20 protein-coding genes are annotated in these 21,474 nt (G+C 42.1%); 4 read left to right on the top strand and 16 right to left on the bottom strand.

Annotated features, from left to right (window positions below; translation table 11 throughout):
- Nucleotides 1–15: 15 nt before the first annotated feature.
- From CE058_RS10340 to CE058_RS10290, 11 genes are all read right to left on the bottom strand, one after another.
- Nucleotides 16–942, bottom strand: coding sequence for an ABC transporter substrate-binding protein (locus CE058_RS10340; RefSeq protein WP_048008008.1), 927 nt, complete (start codon nucleotides 940–942; stop codon nucleotides 16–18).
- Nucleotides 943–968: 26 nt separating this feature from the next.
- A complete protein-coding gene (locus CE058_RS10335) occupies nucleotides 969–1,706 on the bottom strand; it encodes an ABC transporter permease (RefSeq protein WP_163142387.1) in 738 nt (245 codons plus the stop codon).
- Between the two features lie 11 nt (nucleotides 1,707–1,717).
- Nucleotides 1,718–2,716 carry an ABC transporter ATP-binding protein gene (locus tag CE058_RS10330; protein ID WP_048007983.1) on the bottom strand — a complete coding sequence of 333 codons (999 nt, stop codon included), beginning with the start codon at nucleotides 2,714–2,716 and terminating at the stop codon, nucleotides 1,718–1,720.
- 57 nt (nucleotides 2,717–2,773) lie between these two features.
- On the bottom strand, nucleotides 2,774–3,412 hold the full coding sequence (locus tag CE058_RS10325; RefSeq protein WP_048007982.1) for an ABC transporter permease: 639 nt from the start codon (nucleotides 3,410–3,412) through the stop codon (nucleotides 2,774–2,776).
- Between the two features lie 186 nt (nucleotides 3,413–3,598).
- Nucleotides 3,599–4,966, bottom strand: coding sequence for a sigma-54-dependent transcriptional regulator (locus CE058_RS10320; RefSeq protein WP_163142384.1), 1,368 nt, complete (start codon nucleotides 4,964–4,966; stop codon nucleotides 3,599–3,601).
- 4 nt (nucleotides 4,967–4,970) lie between these two features.
- The gene (locus CE058_RS10315; RefSeq protein WP_048007980.1) at nucleotides 4,971–7,070 is read right to left on the bottom strand and encodes a sensor histidine kinase; all 2,100 of its coding nucleotides are present in this window, start codon (nucleotides 7,068–7,070) and stop codon (nucleotides 4,971–4,973) included.
- A gap of 146 nt (nucleotides 7,071–7,216) precedes the next feature.
- Nucleotides 7,217–8,059, bottom strand: a complete 843-nt coding sequence (locus CE058_RS10310; protein ID WP_053071298.1) for a nitrilase-related carbon-nitrogen hydrolase — start codon at nucleotides 8,057–8,059, stop codon at nucleotides 7,217–7,219.
- A 39-nt stretch (nucleotides 8,060–8,098) separates the two neighbouring features.
- A complete protein-coding gene (locus CE058_RS10305) occupies nucleotides 8,099–9,475 on the bottom strand; it encodes a (Fe-S)-binding protein (RefSeq protein ID WP_082138915.1) in 1,377 nt (458 codons plus the stop codon).
- Nucleotide 9,476: 1 nt separating this feature from the next.
- Nucleotides 9,477–10,880, bottom strand: coding sequence for an FAD-binding oxidoreductase (locus tag CE058_RS10300; protein ID WP_163142452.1), 1,404 nt, complete (start codon nucleotides 10,878–10,880; stop codon nucleotides 9,477–9,479).
- A gap of 14 nt (nucleotides 10,881–10,894) precedes the next feature.
- Nucleotides 10,895–11,776 (bottom strand): DUF6282 family protein, encoded by an 882-nt coding sequence (locus CE058_RS10295; protein ID WP_048007979.1) that lies wholly within the window; start codon nucleotides 11,774–11,776, stop codon nucleotides 10,895–10,897.
- Between the two features lie 280 nt (nucleotides 11,777–12,056).
- On the bottom strand, nucleotides 12,057–13,277 hold the full coding sequence (locus CE058_RS10290) for an MFS transporter (protein ID WP_163142381.1): 1,221 nt from the start codon (nucleotides 13,275–13,277) through the stop codon (nucleotides 12,057–12,059).
- 260 nt (nucleotides 13,278–13,537) lie between these two features.
- Between CE058_RS10290 and CE058_RS10285 the strand changes: the two genes are divergently transcribed.
- Nucleotides 13,538–15,154, top strand: coding sequence for an SWIM zinc finger family protein (locus CE058_RS10285; protein WP_163142378.1), 1,617 nt, complete (start codon nucleotides 13,538–13,540; stop codon nucleotides 15,152–15,154).
- A complete protein-coding gene (locus tag CE058_RS10280) occupies nucleotides 15,147–17,966 on the top strand; it encodes a DEAD/DEAH box helicase (RefSeq protein WP_163142375.1) in 2,820 nt (939 codons plus the stop codon). The genes CE058_RS10285 and CE058_RS10280 overlap by 8 nt, the downstream gene beginning before the upstream one ends.
- 7 nt (nucleotides 17,967–17,973) lie before the next feature.
- Here CE058_RS10280 and CE058_RS10275 read toward each other — a convergent pair whose 3' ends face one another.
- Entirely contained in the window at nucleotides 17,974–18,360 is a 387-nt protein-coding gene (locus tag CE058_RS10275; RefSeq protein ID WP_163142372.1) for a hypothetical protein, read from the bottom strand.
- 205 nt (nucleotides 18,361–18,565) lie between these two features.
- Here CE058_RS10275 and CE058_RS10270 point away from each other — a divergent pair, with 205 nt between their 5' ends.
- On the top strand, nucleotides 18,566–18,967 hold the full coding sequence (locus CE058_RS10270; protein WP_163142370.1) for a helix-turn-helix domain-containing protein: 402 nt from the start codon (nucleotides 18,566–18,568) through the stop codon (nucleotides 18,965–18,967).
- A 254-nt stretch (nucleotides 18,968–19,221) separates the two neighbouring features.
- On the opposite strand, the gene CE058_RS10265 is transcribed toward CE058_RS10270, so the two are convergent.
- Together CE058_RS10265 and ssb are read right to left on the bottom strand one after the other, a co-directional pair.
- Nucleotides 19,222–19,413, bottom strand: a complete 192-nt coding sequence (locus CE058_RS10265) for a hypothetical protein (protein ID WP_258751606.1) — start codon at nucleotides 19,411–19,413, stop codon at nucleotides 19,222–19,224.
- A gap of 5 nt (nucleotides 19,414–19,418) precedes the next feature.
- Entirely contained in the window at nucleotides 19,419–19,787 is a 369-nt protein-coding gene (gene ssb, locus CE058_RS10260) for a single-stranded DNA-binding protein (RefSeq protein ID WP_048007974.1), read from the bottom strand.
- A gap of 265 nt (nucleotides 19,788–20,052) precedes the next feature.
- Here ssb and CE058_RS10255 point away from each other — a divergent pair, with 265 nt between their 5' ends.
- On the top strand, nucleotides 20,053–20,511 hold the full coding sequence (locus CE058_RS10255) for a YwpF-like family protein (RefSeq protein ID WP_048007973.1): 459 nt from the start codon (nucleotides 20,053–20,055) through the stop codon (nucleotides 20,509–20,511).
- Nucleotides 20,512–20,530: 19 nt separating this feature from the next.
- Here CE058_RS10255 and CE058_RS10250 read toward each other — a convergent pair whose 3' ends face one another.
- Both CE058_RS10250 and fabZ read right to left on the bottom strand, forming a co-directional pair.
- On the bottom strand, nucleotides 20,531–20,821 hold the full coding sequence (locus CE058_RS10250; RefSeq protein WP_163142363.1) for a midas domain-containing protein: 291 nt from the start codon (nucleotides 20,819–20,821) through the stop codon (nucleotides 20,531–20,533).
- Between the two features lie 134 nt (nucleotides 20,822–20,955).
- Nucleotides 20,956–21,384, bottom strand: a complete 429-nt coding sequence (gene fabZ / locus CE058_RS10245; RefSeq protein WP_048007971.1) for a 3-hydroxyacyl-ACP dehydratase FabZ — start codon at nucleotides 21,382–21,384, stop codon at nucleotides 20,956–20,958.
- Nucleotides 21,385–21,474: the final 90 nt, after the last annotated feature.

Genomic DNA, 21,474 nt, shown 5'->3' with positions numbered 1-21,474 from the left:
CTATACAGTGAGTTTTTATTTCACTAACCCCTGCTCTTCCAGCCAGTTGCGGCTTACTTCCGTGATATCCTTATGTTCCACATCTACCGAGTAATTTAGAGACATCATCGTTTCATTATCAAGAAGGCCGGCTAATTTGTTCAGCAGTTCAGAAACCTCAGGAGATTCTTCAGTAACTTCCTGTCTCACAACAGGCACCCCATTATATGCCGGGAAAAATTGCTGATCATCTTCCAGAATTACGAGGTCGAACCCCTTAATGCGGCCATCTGTAGCAAAGCCCACGGATACATCTACCTGCCCATCCTTTAATGCGTTATATAGTAAACCGGAATCCATTTTCACGACATTTTTGGAGGGAAATTTAAATCCGTAAAGTTTCTGTAAGCCTTTCACTCCATCTTCTCGTGCATAGAATTCAGCGTTCGAAGCAAATTTTAATTTATCAGGATCATCATTTACCACTTTGGCTAGATCCGAAATAGTTTTCACACCCATTTTTTCAGCCGTATCCTTCTTCATCAAGATCGCATAGGTATTATTGAAATTCGCTTTATTTAACCAGGTGATTCCGTTTTTCTTATCATTTTCTTTAACTTTTTCATATGCTTTGTCAGGATCTGTTTCTACTTCCTGTTTTTGATAAACCACTAAACCAGTGCCTGTATATTCCCAATAAATATCGATTTGTCCATTCTCCAAAGCGGACCGGACAACAGCACTTCCCATATTGCTTGCTTCCTCTACATCAAAACCGCTTTCCTTTAAATAAATTGAGGTTATTTTGGACAAAATCTGCTGCTCAGTAAAATCTTTACCGCCTATTGTCAATTTTCCCTTTGAATCACCTCCACCACCTTCACTGTTTGCTGACGAACTTCCACAAGCCGATAGGGTTGCCGCCACAATAATTGCCAGAAATAAATAGACCAATCTTTTCACAGAATTTCCTCCCTTAACTCTCATCGTTATGCTGCTTCCAGTGTTCTTTGAAGCCCTCGCGGAACGATTATCTTTTCTAATTTCCCCAATAAAACATCAAGAAGGACGGCTAATAATATGACTGGAACCGCTCCTGAAAGCATTATTCCTGTATCATATAATGAAATTCCCGTAAATATCAGATCTCCTAAACCTCCGCCTCCGATTAAAAATGCTAAAGCACCTGTTCCCACATTAATAACAACAGAGGTACGGATACCAGCCATGATGGCATACAAGGCATTTGGTAATTCAAGCTTAAAAAAGATTTGCTTGGATGTCATGCCCATCCCTTTTCCAGCATCTATGATTTGCGGATTTACATTCTCAATCCCTGCAACCGTATTTCTCAGGATAGGCAAAAGAGAATTGAACCATAATGCAAAAATGGCTGTTTGCCAGCCTAATCCAAAGTAGCTCATGACTAAAGCCAATATAGCCAGACTCGGAACCGTTTGACCTATATTCGCAAAATTTAATACGATCCAATCAAGCTTCTTGAATTTCGGCCTGGTTATTAAGATTCCAAGTGGTATTGCGGTCGCAATCGCAAGAGCTGCGGATATTCCTACCAGTTTAAGGTGCTGGCCAGTTAAATACAGAAGGTCCTTAGGGTTGTCGATGATAAATTGAAATGCCCCACTTAAGTATGCCCAGACTAAAATGGAGATTACGACTACGTATAGACCTGCCTTCACTATTTTTTCGGTCTTTTTCCCAGACATACTGTCACCCCTTACCTTACAATTGATATATCTTTTGGGTGCACTTCTGTGAATAAATTAAAATCAGACACACACAGTACACCTAGCTTCTTGTTATGATCATCTACCACACAGATTTCTCCGTTTGGGGCTGACAATAATTGTGACAAAGCTGTTTTCAGGTTCTCATTTACTGAAATCACCTGTCCATGCCATTCGCTGTTCAATCGGCTTTTTCGAAACCTGTCACTTAGGACCATTAAATCTCTTACTTTTAACAAAGTTAACCTTTTCAGGGCTCTATCATCTCCAACGAAATCACGAACAAAGTCGTTCTTCGGATTAGACAGAATTTCATCAGGCGTGCCAATTTGCATTAATTTTCCGGTATCAAAGATGGCTACTTTGTCGCCCAATTTAATCGCCTCATCTATATCATGGCTGACAAATAGAATCGTTTTCTTCATTTCCTTCTGAATCCGCAAAAATTCATTCTGTAAACGGTCACGAATGACAGGATCAAGTGCTCCAAAAGGTTCATCCATCAGCATAACAGGGGGATCAGCAGCCAATGCCCTGGCAATCCCAATTCGCTGCTGCTGGCCGCCCGATAATTCATAAGGGTAACGCTTTTGAAACTGTCCCGGGTCTAAACCCATCATTTCCATTAGCTCATTGTAACGATTTTTCATTCGATTTTGATCCCATCCCAGCATCTTGGGAACAACATTAATATTGTCTTCAATCGTCATGTTCGGAAACAGTCCATTGTGCTGGATTACGTATCCAATGGACCTTCGAAGTTTGATGATATCCATGGAATTGATGTTTTTCCCTTCAACCTCGATACTTCCGCTTGTAATAGGAATTAAACGATTCACCATCCTGAGCAGCGTTGTTTTTCCACATCCTGAAGGACCAAGAAATACACAGATTTCTCCTGGTTCAACATGAAAGTTTATGTTATTGACAGCTGTTACCTTTTTGTCATCGCTTTCATAAATCTTCGTTACATTCTGAAATTCAATCATTTTACTTCACCTTCTTTCATAAATCTCACAGTCTATTATGCTTTTAAGATTTGATACTTACACAGACGAAAATCTTTTCTGAAGTTTCCCTAACAAAACATCAATTGAAATAGCTAAAATAGAAACTGATATTGCCCCTACCTGAATCATGACTGCATAACTTGTTGATATACCCCGAGCTATATAACCGCCCAGGCCTCCTGCTCCAATGTAAGCCGCTATTGCGCCGATTCCAATCGTCAATACGATCGCCATCCGCACACCAGCCATTATGACAGGAAATGCCAGAGGAAGCTCCACCTTTAGTAGTCTCTGAAAGGTTGTCATTCCCATTCCGATTGCTGCATCTCTTACATTCGGATCCACATTTTTTATCGCAATATATGTGTTTCGAATTATAGGCAGCTGTGAATACAAGATTAAAGCAACTATTGCTGGCAAAAATCCTATTCCCTGATTAATTAGTGAGAAAATAGGGATCATAATCCCAAACAATGCAATACTAGGTATAGTCATTATAATTCCTGCCACTGCCAGAACGAGACTTGCTAAACTCTCTTTCTGTGAAATATAAATCCCAAAAGGAACACCTGTAATGATTGCGATGCCTACTGCAAGCCCCACTAATTCGATATGCTCCAGGGTCATCTCTAAAATCTCCGGCCAGTTCGCTTGGACAAATTCTAGAATCTCCAAATTCTCCCCCCTTAAATATTTTACTTATATATCTAGCAAGTTCTGTGCCAACTTAAGTTCCTCTATTTTATTGAATTTTCTAAATAATTTGTAAAGATATCCTCCTATTGTGTAAAAAAATATTTACACAATTCACCTGTGCCGCAAAAAGGCTGCTAACAATATCTGCTAGCAGCCCAAGCGAAGTCATATAGTCTCCGAAAAATACTTGTTCATTTTATATAAAAGGCTTTGTCTGGAGATCCCAAGCTTTCTTGCCGCTTTTGCTGGCTGTCCAAGTGATTCATCAAGTGCCTTCAAAATATATTTTTTCTCGATTTCGTCCATAATTTCCGGTAATGAAGCACTATCTTCTATTTTAATCATATCATTGGGATTTTCATTTTTGATTTCGCGAATCTCCCTTGGAAAATCTTCGATTGTAATCAAATCCCCTTCACATAATACAACCGCACGTTCAATTGCATTTTCAAGCTCACGGACATTTCCCGGCCATCCGTAATTCATTAAATGGCCCATTAATTCCCTGGTTGTCTTATAATCTTTTTGGTGCTTGCTCCGATACTTTTCAAGAAAATTTTCTACTAAAAGGGGAATATCCTCTTTTCGCTCCTTAAGGGATGGAATATATATATCCACTATGTTTAATCGATAATATAAGTCTTCCCTGAAGCTCCCCTGTTCTACCAGTTTCTTTAGATCGCGATTTGTAGCACAAATAATTCGGATGTCGACCTTGCTTAATTTATCGCTTCCGATACGCATGAAGGTTTTATCTTGTGTTACCTGCAGGAGTTTAGCTTGAAAAGACGGTGAAATTTCACCAATTTCATCTAAAAAAATCGTTCCGCCATTTGCAGATTCAAATTTCCCTTTTCGGCTCGATACCGCTCCAGTAAATGAGCCTTTTTCATGGCCAAAAAGCTCACTTTCCAGCAATTGTTCAGGAATCGCTGCACAATTTATGGGAATAAAGGGTGCATGTTTCCTTTCACTCAGCTTATGGATCATTTTTGCGATCTTTGTTTTCCCTGTTCCGCTCTCGCCTTGAATGAGGATGTTTGCTTCTGTTGCTGAAACCCTCTCTACCAGCCTAAGAATATTTTTCATGGGACTGCTATTAGCTACGAGTTCTCCATGAACTTCAGTATGAAGAAGCTGTTCTTTCAATTTTTTATTTTCTTCTTTTACACCCAAAAACTCAAAAGCCTTTTCAATTGTAACGATCAGTTCATTTAATTTTACAGGCTTGACCATATAATCAAATGCTCCCGCCTTCATGGCAGATACAGCATTATCGATATTCCCAAAAGCAGTCATCATGATATAGATCTTGTTAGGATATAGTCCGGTAAATTCCTGTAAAAGTTCTAAACCCGAGGCATCCGGCAGCTTCAAGTCCAAAAAAACGAGATCGGCATTAGTATCTGCGATTTTATTTCGGGCCTCTTGTCCGTTTGCTGCTGTATACACATTGTACCCTTGCTTGGCTAATGAAGATTTTAGGATTTTCAATATTTTCGATTCATCATCAACTAGTAAAATATTTTTCATGCTTCTAAGCCCACCTTTCTTCATTAAACTTTGGCAATTGAACGCGTAATACGGTACCGCTTATATCTGAATTTGCCTGAATGGTCCCGCCAAGTTGGGTTGTGATTTCATAAGCTATTGATAATCCTAATCCAGTGCCTTCTTTCTTCGTTGTAAAGAACGGATTAAATATCCACTTGATTTCACTTTCAGGAATGCCTAAACCATTATCTTTTATTTCAACTAACCAATCCGAATCATTATCCAATATACGAACAGTTAATTGGCCTCCTTTATCCATAGCGTGAAGACTATTAATGATAATATTTAAAAACACTTGACTTAGTTTCCCTGCGGTTGCCTGCACAAATGCTTCTTCAGCAGTAAAAAATTTTGAAACCGTTATATTCTGCTCAGCAAAATTGTTTTTCAGAAGTCCTAATAATTCATCCAATACAGCAGCTAAGTCTACTTTTTCCAGCTCATCTTCAGATTCTCCCCTGGATAAATTCAGGAAATCAGTTAACAATTGATTTAATCGATCCGTTGTTTCTAATATATCTTCTGTCATTTCCTGAATAAAGGAAGGATCTTGCGTGTCCAGCTGGATTGCTTCCGCAGCTGCTTGAATAATGCTTAAAGGGTTTTTAATTTCATGGGCAATGCCTGCAGTCATCTGTCCAAGGGAAGCCAGCTTTTCACTTTGCTTTAAATATTCCTCCATTTTCTTCATATCACTTACATCTCTTAGAATAAGGATAGATCCAAGAATATTCTGGTCTTCCCCGCTAAATAAAGAAGAATATATACGGACATCATGCTTTCTGCCGTCCTTATCATATATGTAGCTTTCCTGTTCATTAATTTCTTTTCCTTCTTTTATGGTTCTCCATGACAGGAAATCAGCTTCATTCTTTTTCAGGGGAAGATCAATAATATACTTGCCAATGGCCTCAGTTCTGGAAAATCCCGATAATTCCTCCGCCCCTTTATTAAAGGTAACAATCCTTCCATCCTTGTTAATCGTAATGATTCCATATGGTATCGATTCTAATATATAGAACAAATGTCTTTCTTTATTTTTTAATTCTAATGCCATGCTTGCCATCGTTTTTGTAAGGTTTTCAAGTTCATCACCCGTATGGAGAAGCTCAAAGTCAGTTCTTTTCCCATCTGAATATTCCTTTGCCTGATTCGTTAAATTCGTTATCGGCTTTATGAATCGAAATGCTCCGAACAATGTCAATAAATAAGTAAGAAACACGACAATAATAAATCCTTTAAACAAAAGCACCTGTACCTGTCTTGCAGGCTCCATTGCCTGATCGATAGATTCACAAATTATAAGACCCAATCCACCTAATGTAATCGGCCTATAGGAAGCGAGCATAAATTCTTTAAACAATAACCCTTCCCATATACCGATTCGATAGTTGCTGAGCATTTGACCAAGTTCATGATCTTTGAGCGTCTCACCAATTAACTGTTCTTTAGTATGTGCAATGATTGTTTGATTTCGATCTATTAAAATATTTTGTCCCTTTGAACCTATCTTTCCCTCTGAAAGATACTCTGAGAGGATATTAAGGTTAACATAAGCAAGTATGGCACCCTGATACTGTCCCCCATCATCAAGGACTGGAAAAGCGATCCCGATTGTTTTCCGGCCATCATCGAGGGTAAGCAGATTTGATATGTAAAACGTCTTGGCCCATTTTAATCTCTCTAAAATCTTATTAACGTCTTCTGGAGCAGACTTTTTTACATTTGGTATCGTGGTAATTGAGTTACCCGATTCATCCAAGACGTCAATAAATAAATATAGAGGATTTTCAGAAACGAGCCTCTCCATTTCATTCTGGTAAAAATATGTATTCTCTTTAGAATTACTAAGAACGAACTCAGAAATAACACGGATATCGTTGATCATTTTGTCAAACATAAAACTTGTTTTCGTGCTGATGGTCTTTGACAATAATTCATTTCTGTATTCAATTTCCGAACGCACAGAATCATTTAATACATTCATGGTCACAAAATAAATGGAGGCCAGTGAACCAAAGACGACGATAAAGGTCATAAATACATACCTTTTTGTGATCCTGGATTGCAATAATTTTTTCAAAAAAATTTCCCCTGTCAAAGTTGCCCTGAGATTGATTATTTAGAAAATTCTTATGGATACTATTATAGTAAAATAAAAGAAACAAAAACACCCTTGCTATAAGTATTGGTTATTGATCCATTACTTTGCATGCAAGGGTTCTAATTTTAAACGAAATCCTGATCCGCAATCTCTGTAAAATGTTTTAATGTAATATGAACATCTTCATCTCTCATTATAGGTAATAGCTTCCGTACTTCTTTTACCGCATTATAATCAATTTCACATATTTGAACAGCTGGATCTCCGTAAGGGCAGTGTAAAATGACTTCACCGTATGGATTAATCACTTTTGAATTTCCATAAAACATAATGCCGTTCTCATTCCCTACGCGGTTTACCAATGCTACATAGCACCCATAAACGCTTGCGTAAAACTGGCCTACCCTCTCCCAGCCTGCAGAACTGGAATAGTCACTGCCGAGGCCTCCTTCCGGACTATTAATTAAAGCAATCAATAGAGAAGTGTGGTGGTGTGCAGCAATATGGGGCAATGACGGATGCCATACATCATTGCAGATCAGCATGCTGGAAATAAAAGAACCTACTTGATCCAAGTTTACTTTTTTTCCTTTTGCAAAGTATTTTGCTTCTTCAAAGACACCGTAATTAGTTGGGTAGATTTTTCTTTGAATAGAGGTAATCTTTCCATTTTGAATCATCATTGCTGAATTATAAATTAGCTCGCCCTTCCCCTTTTCAACAAAACCGAATACAACATTTACACCTGTAGCTGCAGAAGCCTCGCAAATTCGCAATATTTCCTTTGAATCTGTTGTCAGCGCTACATCAAATAGCCGATCTTTGAGATCATATCCTGTTAAAGATAACTCTGGGAAAACGAGTAAGTCTGCTTTCCCGGTATTCTCATGCATTATTTCCAGCATGAGTGCTAAATTGGCTTGAATATTTCCAAAATGAGGAGCAACTTGGGCTATTCCTATTTTCATAATCGTTCTCCTTTTCCATTAGGAAGGTACAGACAGTCTTTAAGAAATTCCGCATGCCTCTGCCAGTATGTCTACTAGGTGGACTCCCTGCACTTGGCCGCTGCATCCCGCCCGTTCGATTCCAAGACGCATCTGCAAAAGGCATCCTGGGTTGGTTGTGACAACGGTTGCCGCTTTCGTTTCTTTTATATTCTCCATTTTTTCATCAAGGATTTTCATGGACTCCTCAAAATGGAGAAGATTATATATACCGCCTGAGGCACAGCATTTATCACTGCCAGGAAGCTCTACAAAATCAGCGCCTGGTACAGATTTCAATAATTTCCTAGGCTGCTCATGCACACTTTGGACATTCCTTAGATGGCATGAATCCTGATATGTGATCACACCGTTCCATTCCTTTATAAAAGGAAGAGGACCAAATTCCACCAGGACTTCACTAATATCCCTGGAGGCACGGGAGAATCTTTCTGCCCGTTCAGTCCATTCTTCATCATGTTTCATAAGATCTTTATATTCCTTAAGAAGAGCTCCGCAGCCACCGGCATTATTAATATAGTACTGGCATTCCGATTCCTCAAAAGCGGAAATATTTTGCTTTGCCAGCTCCTTTGCACCTTCAATCATTCCTTGATGGGCGTGAAGAGCACCACAGCATTTTTGCGATTTCGGAATCATTACTTCACAGCCGGCTGCTGTTAGGAGCTCGATTGATAATCTATTCGTTCTGTTGAGCAAGGCATCCGAAATACAGCCTGTAAAAAATGCAACCCTTGCTTTTTTGGGACCCTTGGAGGGAATAATGGTTCCTAATTTGCTTCTCTTTAAGGGAGACTCTACAGGCGGCAGCACGTTTTCCATTTGAGCCAGCGGTTCAGAAATCTTGTGCAATAACCTTGTTTTTTTCACCATTTTTCTGATTCCGGACTTTTGATAAAACCACGTTAGGTTTCCTATAATCCTCATCCGCTTTGGATACGGAAACACTTGAGATAAGACGAGATGTTTAAGTTTATCGTTCATTGCTCCAGCATCATTGTTCTTTTGGTCCTCTGCAATGACATCTTTTGCTGTTTCTAATATATGCCCATACGGCACGCCCACAGGGCAGGCCACTTCACAGGCCCGGCAGCCCAGGCATAAATCAATAGGTTCAGATAAGTGGCTTGAAATATCTATTTTCCCTTCGGCTGCCATCTTGACGAGGTTGATTCTCCCCCTTGGTGATGCGGACTCTTTTCCCATTGATTTGTATGTTGGACAAGCAGGCAGACAATATCCGCACTGGATACACTGATTAGTGGCTTCATAGGCCAGATCGTATAACCGGTTTCCCTTTTTTGAAATGAGAGAAAGCGAATGTATAGATTTATTGGCTTCACTCACAGCTTCCGTTTTCTTCAATGGAGCATTCATGTTACACCAGCACCACCTTTGTTTGCCCCGCTTTTGGAAAGATCTTTCCCGGATTTAATATATTGTTAGGGTCCCAGGCGTTTTTTACTTTTGTCATGAGATCAAGGCCTGCTTCCCCAAGCTCCATTTCCATATATGGGGCTTTAAGCGTCCCTATTCCATGCTCGCCAGATAGCGTTCCTCCGAGTGAAACAGCAGCTTCAAAAATTTCACTTACCGCATTTTCAGCTCGTTTCATTTCTTCGATATTTCGTTTATCCGTAATGATATTGGGATGTAAATTCCCATCGCCTGCATGACCAAAAACCACCAAGTTTAATTCGTACTTTTTTCGGATTTGGCTTAATTTCTCCATCATGGCAGGGATTTGGCTTCGAGGAACAGTAGCGTCCTCAGAAATTTTAGTCGGCCCCATTTGTGTGATGGCAGGGGAAACCATTCGGCGAGCTTTCCAAATTTCTTCTCTTTCCTCTTCTGTTCTGGCCGTTCTAACAGCAGCTGCCCCCACTTGCCAGCAAATCTTTTCACATTTTTCAATTTCCTCATTTATAGCCAAGGGATGTCCATCCACTTCGATAATGACAAGTGCTTCGGCATTTAAAGGAAGCCCGCACGGACTAAAATTCTCAACGGCCCTTATACATGCGTTATCCATTAATTCCATGGCTGCCGGCATAATTCCTGAAGACAAAATTTTCGTTATGGCGTATCCTGAGTCAACTAATCTGCTAAATGTAGCTAATAAAGTCTTGCGCGCTTTCGGTTTTGGAATTAACCGCAATGTCGCTTCCGTTACAATCGCCAGGGTTCCTTCAGATCCAACAATTAATCTTGTTAAATCATAGCCGGTGACATTCTTTACCGTTTTCCCGCCTGTCCGGACAATTTCCCCTTCGGGTGTAACGATTTCCAATCCGATCACATATTCCTTAGTAGTCCCGTACTTCAGTCCCTTCGGCCCACTTGAATTTTCTAATAAATTCCCGCCAATAGTGGACACTTTTGAACTGCTCGGGTCCGGAGGATAAAACAGTCCTTCCTTTTCTGCCTGGTAATGAATCTCACCAGTAATGACCCCGGGAGAAACAATGGCTAATAAGTTCTCTCCATCAATGATTAGTTTTTTATTCATTCGTGTCATATCCAGTACAATTCCACCTTCAACAGGCAGCGGACCCCCGCTTAAGGATGTCGCCGCCCCTCTTGGATAGACTGGGATTTTATGTTTGTTTGCTATCTTCATAATTTTACTTATTTCAATCGCACTTTCAGGCTGGATGGCCAATTGGGGCAAATATTCACCAAAAGAAGCATCATAACTATATGAATATAGTTCTTCAAGACTGGTGAGAATACGGTCAGCAGGAATAACTCTCTCAATTTCTCTAACTGCAGCATCTTCCAATTTTTTCACCCTTTCTAAATCCCCAGCAGCATCTTAGGGTTGTCACAAACCATTTTCGTAATCTCATCCTCTGTTATTCCATATTTCAGCATGTCTTCTATAAAGTTGCTTAAAGCTTTAACAGGGGCAATATTATGCCGCTGTCCGTAATCTGTCACCATTACACAGGAATCAGCTCCAAGAACTTTAATGCTCTCAGCCATTTCCTCCGGGGAAATATCGTTAAAGTCTTCACTGCATGCTAAATAACATTTTTCCAGGATGCACCCTTTTTTCACTAATTCCTTTTCTAATTCAAAAGGCACTCTGGCAATACCTAAATCTGTATGCTGAATTAAGATTTTCTCAACATCTTTCTCAATAGCTGCCTCCACTAATACAAGCACTTCCTCAGCAGCCAAATGTCCCGTGGCAAGCACAATATCCGCCTCTGCAACCAGTTCTAAGATTTCATATACTTCCGGCAGGAGTTTTTTGTGTTCATCCCAGATTTCAATCCCGGAACCAGGATGTGTCATTGAACGCTTACTATTAAAGAATTTGGTTTTCTTTTTACCAAAATACCTTTGATGCTCTTCAGCAGAAAAAGTAGGCATCCAAATGATTTTTGCACCTAATCGGATTGCTGCGTCTACTGCGGTTGGAGACAAGCCTCCTGTAAAATAATTGCACACCAGCCCCCCGTAAACATGAACTCCGGGCTCTTTTTCTCTGATTAAACTTGCCCGGTCAATTGTCTGAGCTTCATGTGCCTTTAAAACCACGCCCGCCATCTCAGCCCTTTTTATATCCTCTATTAGTTCCCAGTCGGTTTGCTTCCTTGGAAACAAACTTGGTGAACTATGAACATGTAATTCAATTGCACCTTTTAATAATGGATGAAACTCTTGTGCCATAGCCGCCACTCCTAAGCATTAAATTTATTGTTATGTAAGTAATTTGCAATTTTCATGCCAATTTACATGAGTTAAATGCGGCTTTGAAGAACTATTTCTGAGTAATATGTAAAAAAATTATGACAATTTAGTAATTTTTCTTTACAAATTCTCTAGCCAAGTATCATAAGAAGGAATACTCAAAAAAAAATCCCTTTCCTGAGACAGAAATAGGACTTTACCTAGCTGTCATGAAAAAAGGGATATAAATACAATGCATTAATATAGTAACGTTCTATTTTTATCTTACTGATTTTTTACTTAGCCTTTTAAGTCCTGAAAGCCACACCACCACCGGAAGCAGTCCAAAGGAAACCACGGTAATCCCCGTCCAGCCTCCGGTCTGCCATACCAGACCGGCAAGCGTCCCACCGGTTGCGACTCCAAGATAATAGCTTACGAGATAGAGGCTCGAGGCACCGGCTTTGTGATGGGCAGCGCGCTCATTTACAATAGCCGCCATTAGTGAATGCGCCACAAAGAACCCCAGACAGGTCAGGCATAGGCCTATCACAATTACCGATAAGGATTGCACATTTGTAAGCAAGGTCCCTCCTATTAAAATGACAGTTCCAACCGAAACCAGTGTGGTTTGCCTGAAATAAGAGGATAACCTTCCGCCCAGAATGGAGCCTACTATACCAAAGCTGTACGCCAGGTAGGTAAAAGAAATATTTTTTACAGAGAGATTAAAGGGGTCCTGTTCCAGATAAAAGGCCAGGTACGTCCATACTCCTGTAAACGAGAATTGGAGGAGGATCCCCATCGCGAATGCAGGGAAAAGCTTCGTATTTTTCAGATGTGAGGCCATTCCTGACAAGTCTTTTTGTACAGATCTTTTACTGGGACTAAAATAATGAGATTTTGGCAGAGTTATAAAATAAATGATGAATAGCAAAATGGATAATCCAAACAGGCAGTAGACAGAAGTCTGCCAGCTGGCCATATCTGCAATGTACCCGACGAAGATGCGGCCGGCCATTCCACCAATGGCATTCGCTGCAATATACATGGTGATGCCTAGGCTGATGCTGCCTGGAGCGAGTTCCTCCCCTAAATAGGCGATGGCTGCTGCGGGCAGGCCCGCTATACAAAAGCCCTGCAGGAAGCGAAGCACCAGAAAGGTTTCAAAGTTAGGTGCAATCGGCAATAGCACCAGCGGAATCATGGTGCAGACAAGTGTGAAATTCATAATGGAAACCCGTCCGATTCGATCAGACAGAAATCCGAAAAATAATAATCCGAAAATCATAGAAACTACAGCAGCAGACAGTGATAAACCGGCTGCTGCAGATGTGACGTCAAATGAATCTGCCAGCAGCGGCATAATCGGCTGCACAAAGTATAAATTGGCAAATACTAAAATGGATGCACTTGTCATTGCAATCATCATTTTTTTGAAGCCTGCATCCTGCAGCGAATATTTATTTGATTCCTGTTGTCGAGCTTGTACGGCAGTCATTTTTTCACCCTGTTCCATTAAAGCGTTAAATTTATCATACCATTTCCTTTAAAAGGAATCGAAAATTTCCCCCTCTCGATTCCCATTAAAAACTTCCCTCAACTTTTTTTGAAACAGTGCGCACCTTCATTCCAGCTGTCCTAAATGTTATAATAAAGGAATGTACTTTACAGGGTCGACTAACCCGTTTTACGGGAGCCTTGTTCTAAATAGATTCGACAAAATTCGGTGGTGCCTGTTACCAATTAGGAGGTATGAATATGATTCCGGAGCGGTTTTTGGAGCCTTTGGAGTTTGCAGCGAATGAGCTGAAGGGGCTGCTGCGGGCTGAGAATGAGGAGGATGCGCGCCTGGTGCAGAAGGGGCTGATGCTTTTTCGGCAGGGGCTTGTGTATCAGCTTCGCTTTGAAGGTGATAAGGTGTTGGCGACCGTACAGGATGTGACTCCCGCAAAGGTAGAACTGGATCTTGAGTACATTCATTTAAGTGAGTGTTCCTGTCCGGCCGAAGGTTTTTGCCGCCATCAGACCGCGGTCTTTCTGCAGCTTCTTTCCAAGGCCAGGAGTGTGTCCACGTGGATTGAAGAGTGGCGGAAGCCGATTAAGGAAAAGCAGACCGCCAAGAATTGGGGACTTCAAAAAGCGAAGGATCTTTTAAAATCGTCCGGCCAGATGAAGGCGGATTATGATCTCTGGGCTGCTTCATTCGACGAAAGCTTTACCGAGCTGATGGAAAAACAGGGAGAGCCCCGTCCTTATGTCCTGCCTGAGCTTTTCCATGTGTATCTGCGCCGCATGAAAGCGGGAGCACCGGTGGAGCAGGAATGGAAGCTTCTTTACCTTCTGATCGGCTATGTTTTTTCATTCAAAAAGCTGATGGCGCTGAGCAGGAAGTACGGCCATGGCGAGGAATTGATTGACCGCTATTACCGCCATCTCTATCAGTCCCTGATGGAGGATTCCGCCCAGATCATGAATAAACTGTCGGTGCACTCCCTCCCGTTCGCGTTCGATCAATTTATCGAAAAGCTGAAGGACGATTCTGCCGGACTGATCACCGGTTCTTTTGGGATGGAATATGAACGAACACATTTATACCGGCTGCTATGGACACATTTTTTCAAAAAGAAAGAATGGCGTGAAGCGGAGATCGAGAACCTGAAATCCTCCATAGAAGAGGAGCCTAACCTGCCGATATTGGCTGGCTATGTGCACCTTCAGATTCTTGAACGAAATGATGAACAGGCACTTAGTGTTTTAAATGTGCCAAATGTCTTAATGACACCTTACATGCTTTACTGGCTCGATTACTTTTCAGCCAATAAGGACTGGAACCGAATGGGGCCGTATGCAGAAGCATTTATCCATAAATTACGTGATTATCTGAAAGAATCCGATGACTATTACGTCTGCATGGATTTTACCCGGATGTCCATAAAAGCTATTTCTCCATATTGCCTGGAGAGCAGCAAAATGGATTTATACGAGAAAGCATTGATGGAGACGCTGCCGTACAGCTACAGTGACTATGAATATCTGCTTTTCGAAAAAGGTGAATTCATGAAATGGGCGGACTTGCAGGCATTTATTGGCTTTGATCTTGATTCTCTTGGCAAGGACCGGATCAGGGAAATCAGCAAAAAGGAGCCCTCCATCCTCCTGCCGCTTTATCATCAGTCCATCACAGGCCATATTAATATGAAAAACAGAGATCATTACCGCGAGGCAGTCCGGAAAATGAAAAAGCTTCGCACGCTGTACAACAAGCTGAAACGCCAGGAAGACTGGCAGCTTTTTCTTGAATTGCTGCTTGAAAAAACGAAACGTCTCCGCGCCTTTCAGGAAGAATGCAAAAGGGGTAAGCTAATCGATGCTTAAAACGAGATTTCTTCATGTGAAAGTGAAACCAATAAACAATGACCGCTACCTGATTTTTGCTGTTGATGAAGAGGGGCGCCTGCTTTCTCCGAAGGAATGGAAGCCGCTTCTTTTTAACCATCACAGGGAAAGCTTTTTCGGAAGCATGCTTGATGCTGCAGAGGCAGACGGTATTAAAGGGATCTCTGTAAGCGGATGGCAGCTGGTTACCCTGTTTGCGGCAGAGCAATTCAACCGTTTGATTGATTGGAGCTGGGATGAAACGGCAGAAATTCTGCTGGCCTCCTCTCCTGCTCTTTATGACTCGATCGTGGACCAGGAATGGATGCCGGACTTTGCCGCCTGGGAACAGGATCAATTCCGCTGGGCACTGCCGGAAAGTGTGATCACCGAATTCGGCACAAGCTTTTGGGAGCAGACAGTAGAGGGCTCTCCAGTCAGGGAGTTTATCGGGGATTTATTTCACCTGTCCCTTGATGGCTATATGAATCAAAACCAGGACGCAAAATCACAGTTCGGTGAGAAGCTTGAAGCTTTGCGGAGTGAGCATCTCTCACCGCGTGACCTTGCAGCTTATTTTGATGAAGAAAGCTGGCAGGAATGGATCGGGGTCAAAGCAAATGAAGCTCCTTTTTCAATCGGACTTAAGCTGGAAGAACCCGGCGATATCGATACCAGCTGGGATTTGACGATTTTTCTGCGCGAAAAAAAGAACCCGGATGTATTTGCCGACTACAAGGATTATTCGAATTATCCGCATGACTGGCATGATTATGAGGACTCAATTGAAAAAGAAATCCAGCGCTGGCTGGAGCTTTTCCCTTGGCTTGAAGGTAAGCCTGGCGAGATTTCGACTATGCTGACGGAAGATGAAGCCTGGACTTTTCTGACAGAGGCTAGCGAAACCATGCTGGCACTTGGCGTGGAAATTCTGCTTCCATCCTGGTGGCAGGCAATGAAGAACGCAAGCCTCAAGGTAAAAGCAAAAGTGAAAGGAACAGGAGGCCATCGCCCCTCGTTTGTCGGGCTGCAGTCCATGCTGGATTATGATTGGCGCTTCAGCATGAATGGCGTTGACTTAACAGAGGAAGAATTCCGGGGCATGGTAGAGGAAAAAAGACGGCTCGTATACGTTCGCGGGCGCTGGATTAAGCTGGACCCCCACTTCGTCCGCCATATCCAGGATTTAATGAAGAAAGCGGAAAAAGAAGGTTTGCATGTCCGCGATTTGATTGAGCAGGAGCTTATGGCTGACGGGAGCCCGCAGGAAGATGATCTGGATAATCCTAAAACATTTGCCCGGATTCAGATCGAGCTTAACCGCCAATGGAAACAGATGGTGAAGCAGCTCCGCGATATTAAAAACCTTCCGCTTGAAGAGGTCCCGGCAAGCTTCAAGGGTGATCTCCGCCCTTACCAGAAGCTCGGGATGAGCTGGCTGCTGTTTTTGCGCCGCTATGGTTTCGGCGCCATTTTGGCAGATGATATGGGTCTTGGAAAAACGATTCAGCTGATCTCCTATCTTTTAAAAGTTAAAAAAGAGGAAGACAGCGGCCCATCTCTCATCGTGTGCCCTACATCTGTCCTCGGCAACTGGCAAAAGGAAATCGAGCGCTTTGCCCCCGGCATGAGCGTATATCTCCATTACGGATCCAACCGCCTGAAGGGAGAAAGCTTTTCTGAAAAAGTAATGGAGTCTGATATTGTGCTGACCTCCTATGGACTAACCCATATGGATCTGGAGGATTTTGAAGCAATCCAGTGGAGCTCCATTTCGATTGATGAAGCCCAAAATATTAAAAATGCCCAGACAAAACAATCGAGGGCTGTCAGGAAGTTAAAGGGCAAGCATCATATTGCTCTCACCGGCACGCCGATGGAAAACCGTTTGACCGAACTCTGGTCCATTTTTGACTTCACGAACCACGGCTATCTTGGCAGTCTCGGTCAGTTCCAAAAGCGCTATGTTCTGCCGATTGAGAAGGATGACGACAAAAATAAAGTTAAGCAGCTGCAGGCCTATATTCGCCCCTTCCTGCTCCGCCGCACGAAGAAGGATGACGATGTGGCCCTGAACCTGCCTGATAAGCTTGAGCAGAAGGAGTATTGTCCGCTGACTGCTGAACAGGCTTCCCTATATGAGCAGCTTGTCCAGGATACATTCGCACAGATCGAAAAGCTTTCCGGGTTTGAGCGCAAAGGCCTGATTCTGCAGTTATTAAGCCGCTTAAAGCAGCTGTGCAACCATCCGGCCCTTTATTTAAAAGAAGAGAAGCCTAAGCATGTCCTTGAGCGTTCTGTAAAGCTTGAGAAATTAAGCGAACTCGTCGGTGCTGTTCATGAACAGGGCGAAAGCTGCCTGATTTTTACCCAATATATCGAAATGGGGAATATAATCGCCCGCCTGCTGAAAAAACAATTCGGATTCGACGTGCCGTTTTTAAACGGAAGCGTGCCAAAGCAGGAGCGGGATTCTATGATCAGCCGTTTTCAGAATCATGAGTTCCCGGTATTCCTGCTGTCTCTTAAAGCCGGCGGAACCGGTTTGAATCTGACGGCAGCAAACCATGTTATCCATTATGACCGCTGGTGGAATCCTGCTGTGGAAAATCAGGCGACTGACCGCGCCTACCGGATTGGGCAAAATCGCTTTGTTCATGTGCATAAAATGATTGCCACCGGTACACTCGAGGAAAAAATAGATGCTATGCTTGAAAAAAAGCAATCCCTTAATGACCAGATCATTACGAGCGAGAACTGGATTACCGAGCTTTCAACAGATGAGCTGCGGGATCTGGTTCACCTGACATAAAAATGGTTCAGTCTTCAAGTCCTTGATATGCATAAAGGCTTGAAGGCTGTTCTTCTATTTTCGCATATTCCGGCTTATTGGGCATTTGCGTCAGGAAAGTGACTTTGCTTCCTTCCTTTATAATGAAACAGGATAGCAGCTGGTATGTAGGTTTCTTGTCCCCGGCGTTAATTGCCACCTGACTTAATAAGAAGTTAAACTTGTAGTGAATAGTTCGTTCCGTATCGTTGAACATAAGTGAAGTATGGCTTCTAAGAGGAATTCTTTGATAGGATTTATTATTCTGGAGCTTAATGAGCTGAAGCGCATCAAAGAAGCTTGGCTGATGATTAGTATTTAGATTTTTATTTTCTGTTTGAAAATACAGGTACCCGGTTTTATCTCCTTTACCCACTAAATCCCCTCCTTTTTATTATTTTCAAAAAACATATTCGACATATTCCGTAAAAATCCTCCCTGGTACTTAATACCTATACAGCAGTATTTATTATCCGTGAATAATAATCACGTTTATTAGTGTGACCACCATTCACAAACAGCCTTTTTACACTTTATTCCCGCTAAGTTAAAAGAAAGAAAGCAAACGGCGGTGAAAAAGGATGTCTTTACCTGAAATACTGAAAAAGTTAAGAACAGACCGAAAGTGGACTCAGGATTTTGCAGCAGAAATGCTGAAAGTGGATCGCTCAACCATCAGCAAATACGAAACAGGCAAGGTCACCCCCACTTACCAAACCCTCGTACAAATGGCAGAAGTATATAAAGTGAATAAGACCTTATTGACTGATGAATTGGAGAGCCCGTCCTCCTACTCAGCGGCGGACAAGTCCGTTTTAAAAGAAAACCCGGATGATAAGGATATGGAAATGATCCGGGAGATCATCAGCCATTATCCGGACCTGAAAAAAGCCCTCCTGGATATATACACCTTTAACGAAAAGAAAAAAGCCCTCGCTGTGAGAATGATTAAGAACAACATTCATGCATTGAAGGAATTTTAGGTTATTCCTGGCACTGAGTCTGAACTTCGGCCTTTTTCGGACTCAAAATGCGTAAACCCCTGCCGCTGTGTCCGAACCTTGGACTACTTCGGACTCAAAGTTGGGAACAACAGATGGATATGGGCGCCATGAACCCACCACCATAAAAATAACCCGGCACACGAGTACCGGGTTCCAATTTGGGGAGGTTTTGGGGATATGATTGATTCTCTATATGGAAGGAAAATGTGTGGACAGCTGGATGGGGGATGCCGTCAATTCATGATGGAGAAGCGTTTAGCTGTTTGAAGCTTTTGTGTATGGCTGTTTTGCATGACCGTTTCACGGATGAGCGATTCAAGCTGGAGGACTCGTTTGTTCAGATCATCGACTTTGTGGTTTGATTTTCCGAGCATTTTGATGAGGCTTTCGAGCATATATTCCATTGCCTTTTCTCTGTCAGACACTTCATTCAAAACGGAAGCTCCTCCTTGGTTACAGTCACCGAAATGTCCTCTGTCTTCTTCCGTTCAAGAAAACGGACGGATTCCGCTACTACCTCTGTTACGTAAATGCGCTTCTTTTCCTGATTATCATAATGCCTTGTCTGGATTCGCCCGGTTACTCCAATCAGGGTTCCTTTCCGGCAATACTGAGATGTATTCTCAGCCGTTTTCTTCCATAAAGTGCACTGCACAAAATCTGCATCGATTTCACCCTTGTGGTTGCGGTACTGGCGGTTAACTGCCAGTGTCACATTTGTTACCGGAATTCCCTCCTGTGTCCTTTTCAGCTCAGGATCCTTTGTCAGCCTTCCGACCAGGGTCACTTGATTGATCATGGTATTCATCTCCTCTCTTTGATAGCCTTATCATAGCGGGAACTTCTTCACTATGTAAAAAAGCGAAAATGTGTTTTCTCAGTGCTTTTTCGGCAAAAACACCGTTAAAATTTAATTTTCCGCCCCTTTTCTGCAAAAAACTGCCTCGAAAATGCGATTTTCAGCATTTATAAAAAGAAAATTCGACAAACTGTCAAATTCGCTTTCAGTTTGGGCTGTGTTATAATTTTTTATAAACAACTTATTTTAGAGATGGAGGTAAGCCATGAAAACATTTAAACTTGTTTCTCTGCAATTGGTGGAAGAAAATGGCCTGATTGATATTGAATTGGATGATGGATTGATTATCAATAAAGAAGATGAGAAGAGCAGCTGGCTTCTGGAGGCATTTATTGATAAATCCTATCTTGAGTATTTCAAAAAGCGCGCTGATGATAAGGACGAGCTGACCATCCAAGTTGTTATTACCAAAAAAGAAAACGATCCAGCCGCATTCCAAACTAAAATTACCTCTATCAGCGAACTGGAAAACCATATCAGCATCCTTTTTGAGGGATCACTTAAAAGAACGAAAAATGATTACGCCGAATTACTGCTTCAGGACCTCTTGGACAAGGGCTATATCGGCGACAATCTCCTCGACGAATTCAAGGATAAGATGCAAAGCAAGCCGCGCCTGGCTGCTGCTAAAAAGGAAAATAAAGAAACTCCCGCTCAGTCATGACGGGAGTTTTTCTTAACTATTACTGATCTTTATTATCCTCATCCTGCATATCAAGCTTATCTTCCACAGCATCTTCGCCCGGCTCGTTGTTGTCTTCCATCATGTCGCCGTCGTCATCTGTGTTGATGTCGTTGCCATCTGTGTTTTCATTCAGATCATTCGTCATATCGCCATCATTTACATCACCATTATTATCCTCAGTGATTGTATCATCTTCCGGCGGCGGCTCCTGGTTGTCAGTAGCACAGCCTGCCAGTAGCATGGCGGAAAGAGCGGTTCCTCCGATAAGTGTTAAAAGCTTTTTATTCATCGTTAAAGCTCCTTTCAAAAGATGTATTGTTGACCTGCTGCATTGGTCTTCCTTTATATTTCCCAAAAACCGAAACAACTTGCATCTTTTTTTACAGAAAAAATCCCGCACATTGTGTACGGGATTACCAACTCTTATCTTTCAATCGCAAACATAATTTCCGCTTCCATCGCGACTTCGCCATCAACGGTCGCACGGGCTTTGCCTTTTCCTATTCCTCTGCGGACGGAGAGCAATTCGACTTCCATGATGAGTGTATCGCCGGGCCGCACCTGGCGTTTCCAGCGGCATTTTTCCACACCGGCAAAAAAGGCGAGTTTGCCTTTATATTCATCCAGTGACAGCAGTGCCACAGCACCTGTCTGCGCACAGGCTTCAAGCGTCAGGCATCCCGGGAATACATTGTAATTAGGGAAATGCCCATTGAACACTTCCTCGTTGGCACTTATATTTTTTTTGCCGACAGCTCTTTTTCCAGGCTCAAGCTCTTCAATGGAATCCACGAACAGGAATGGATATCGGTGAGGGATGATTTCTTTGATTTCTTCAACATTTAATTTCATATGTATCGCTCCCATGCATTATTTAGTACCAGATACTAATAGCTTATATTTATTTTACTAAAAAATTGATGATACGCAAAGTGCCAACAA

The organism is Bacillus sp. 22-7 (assembly GCF_010628845.1).
GTDB lineage: Bacteria > Bacillota > Bacilli > Bacillales > Cytobacillaceae > Cytobacillus > Cytobacillus firmus_B.
Note: the sequence above shows the minus strand (reverse complement) of the source record. Positions and strands in the feature narration are given on the sequence as shown.

Bases quoted from the DNA above. Each gene is read 5' to 3' on its own strand.
- CE058_RS10335 (WP_163142387.1), bottom strand. From the start codon at position 1,706: ATGTCTGGGAAAAAGACCGAAAAAATAGTGAAGGCAGGTCTATACGTA.
- CE058_RS10330 (WP_048007983.1), bottom strand. From the start codon at position 2,716: ATGATTGAATTTCAGAATGTAACGAAGATTTATGAAAGCGATGACAAA.
- CE058_RS10320 (WP_163142384.1), bottom strand. From the start codon at position 4,966: ATGAAAAATATTTTACTAGTTGATGATGAATCGAAAATATTGAAAATC.
- CE058_RS10310 (WP_053071298.1), bottom strand. From the start codon at position 8,059: ATGAAAATAGGAATAGCCCAAGTTGCTCCTCATTTTGGAAATATTCAA.
- CE058_RS10305 (WP_082138915.1), bottom strand. From the start codon at position 9,475: ATGAATGCTCCATTGAAGAAAACGGAAGCTGTGAGTGAAGCCAATAAA.
- CE058_RS10295 (WP_048007979.1), bottom strand. From the start codon at position 11,776: ATGGCACAAGAGTTTCATCCATTATTAAAAGGTGCAATTGAATTACAT.
- CE058_RS10290 (WP_163142381.1), bottom strand. From the start codon at position 13,277: ATGACTGCCGTACAAGCTCGACAACAGGAATCAAATAAATATTCGCTG.
- CE058_RS10285 (WP_163142378.1), top strand. From the start codon at position 13,538: ATGATTCCGGAGCGGTTTTTGGAGCCTTTGGAGTTTGCAGCGAATGAG.
- CE058_RS10280 (WP_163142375.1), top strand. From the start codon at position 15,147: ATGCTTAAAACGAGATTTCTTCATGTGAAAGTGAAACCAATAAACAAT.
- CE058_RS10270 (WP_163142370.1), top strand. From the start codon at position 18,566: ATGTCTTTACCTGAAATACTGAAAAAGTTAAGAACAGACCGAAAGTGG.
- ssb (WP_048007974.1), bottom strand. From the start codon at position 19,787: ATGATCAATCAAGTGACCCTGGTCGGAAGGCTGACAAAGGATCCTGAG.
- CE058_RS10255 (WP_048007973.1), top strand. From the start codon at position 20,053: ATGAAAACATTTAAACTTGTTTCTCTGCAATTGGTGGAAGAAAATGGC.
- CE058_RS10250 (WP_163142363.1), bottom strand. From the start codon at position 20,821: ATGAATAAAAAGCTTTTAACACTTATCGGAGGAACCGCTCTTTCCGCC.
- fabZ (WP_048007971.1), bottom strand. From the start codon at position 21,384: ATGAAATTAAATGTTGAAGAAATCAAAGAAATCATCCCTCACCGATAT.